Genomic DNA, 1868 nt, shown 5'->3' on the forward strand with positions numbered 1-1868 from the left:
CGGCGCTCCTGTTCTTCGCGGTGGCGCCGCATAGCTTTCCGTATACGGCCAGCCGCTATGTGGACAACGGCCTGAAGACCTGCGCCAGCTTGCTGTTCCTGTTGCCATGGGGACATGCGCTTGTCTATTACATCTTCGACTTCTCCTGGCCGAAGAAGATATTCCTGACGTTGCTCACGCTGGTGTTCATTATCATCGCGGTGCCGATGCAGCTGACGTTGCACGTTTACCTGATGGTGTCCTGTTCATTGTTGTTGATGCCGCTGCTGTCGTTTGTGTTCGGTCCCACGATGCTGGTGTTCGGATGTATTGCGTTGTATGGGTGGGCGATGAGTTGGGAGAGGGTCGAACGGTAGCGCGTAGTGCGTTGTGGAAGCGGGCATCAGCCCGCCCCTTTAGCGCTGCGTCGGCCCTCGACGGCGCAGGAAGTTAGCCTGTCTCTTTGACGCCCGCATCGAGAATGCGCTTGTAGAAGCCAATCTCGTTGATGATCGCCTTTCCGCTATTGGCTCGCAGCAGTGCCATCTGCTGCTGCGCGCGCGCCGTGTCGCCTCGTTTCGCCGCGACGTAGCCCAAGAGCATCCACGGATAGCCTGCGCTCGGATCGATCTGGGTGGACCAGGTCGGCGCGTGCGCACTCAGGTAGGCGTAGCCATTGTCATATCGGCGCTGTGTGGACACCGCATCGGCGGACAAGGGGACTTCATAGAGCTGCGGAAACACCTGCGTGACCGTACCGGGATAGAAATTTGGATTGGGCGTGTTCTCGGCATCCGCGACATAAAAGATCGAGCCATCGGATCGGCCCTGAATTCCCGCGGCAACCGATGCGGCAACCCGGTTGTAGTAACTTGCATCCGCATCGCCCAGCGCTTTGAGTGCGTTGGAAAAATCGACCAGCCCCCGATAATTTTCCGTATTGTCTTCCGTGTAGGCGATGCTTGACGGCGTAAAGCTGGCGCAATAGGTCGGATGGGTCGGCGGCGCGTAGTCTTGCCGGAAGACCGAGATCAGGCCGTTCGGCTTTTGCGGGGCAGCCAGATTCGCATACGCGATGGACTTGAGAGCTGGCAGGTTGCGCCGAAACCATTCGGTGTCGCCAGTGACTCTCATGTACTCGGATGCCAGCGACAGGAATGTCGACGCATACGAATCGTTGGAGTCGGCGGGACACTGGATCGGGGAATTCAGATCGCCACCAAACTTGACGTCGTTGATGGTGTAGTTCGCAGGGCTGACGTTCCGGATATACAAGTCCATGTAAGTCCGAACTTCATTGGGACGGTCCTTGATGAAGGCGAACAGGCCGATATTCGCAAAATACCAATTGAGCCAGTTGCTGCCAACGCCAACCTGATAGGCGCCGGCAAAGGGGCCCGTGGTAATTTTCAAGGCATCCAGATTGGCGAGGATATCGAAGCCCGAATTCACCTGCGCGACCTGACGGGTGGGGGCCGCGGCAGTCGATTCTGCAGGGTCACCATCGCCGCCACAACCGGCTACGGTCAGCACAAGAGCGGTCAACAGAACCGTTCCCTTGGCGGGAAGGTCATGCAAAGGGTGTAGAGATTTCACTTCCATACTTGGATTGCTTGATTGATGTAAATCGGGGTTCGCCGAGCGCACGATGGGTGTGCGTGCATAGGGATGCTGCCCCAAGGCGTCAAACGCCAAGGGAGCGCTTCGCTGTTGCCAACTGTTACAAGCGGAGAAAAGCGCGGGGGCAGTCGAGGTCACCCTGCGCTAAACAGCAAAGGAGAATGGTTGATCACTTGCCTAAGAAAACACCTTGGATCGAGCGCGCAAAGCGACGCTTACCACGCGTGCATTGCTCGTCGCCAGGCTGAAAAGGCAGCGCAGGATATTAC

2 protein-coding genes are annotated in these 1868 nt (G+C 57.6%); one reads left to right on the forward strand and one right to left on the reverse strand.

The window, feature by feature from the left end; all coding sequences use genetic code 11:
* Positions 1-356, forward strand: a 356-nt coding sequence (locus tag AC1DPR_RS31760; protein ID WP_477817996.1) for a hypothetical protein, incomplete at its 5' end; no start/stop codon positions are given.
* A 73-nt stretch (positions 357-429) separates the two neighbouring features.
* Here AC1DPR_RS31760 and AC1DPR_RS31765 read toward each other — a convergent pair.
* Positions 430-1674: a glucosidase family protein gene (locus AC1DPR_RS31765; RefSeq protein WP_477105178.1), complete on the reverse strand. Its 1245-nt coding sequence runs from the start codon at positions 1672-1674 to the stop codon at positions 430-432.
* Positions 1675-1868 lie beyond the last annotated feature (194 nt).

It is taken from the genome of Rhizobium sp. 01T417 (genome assembly GCF_056398905.1).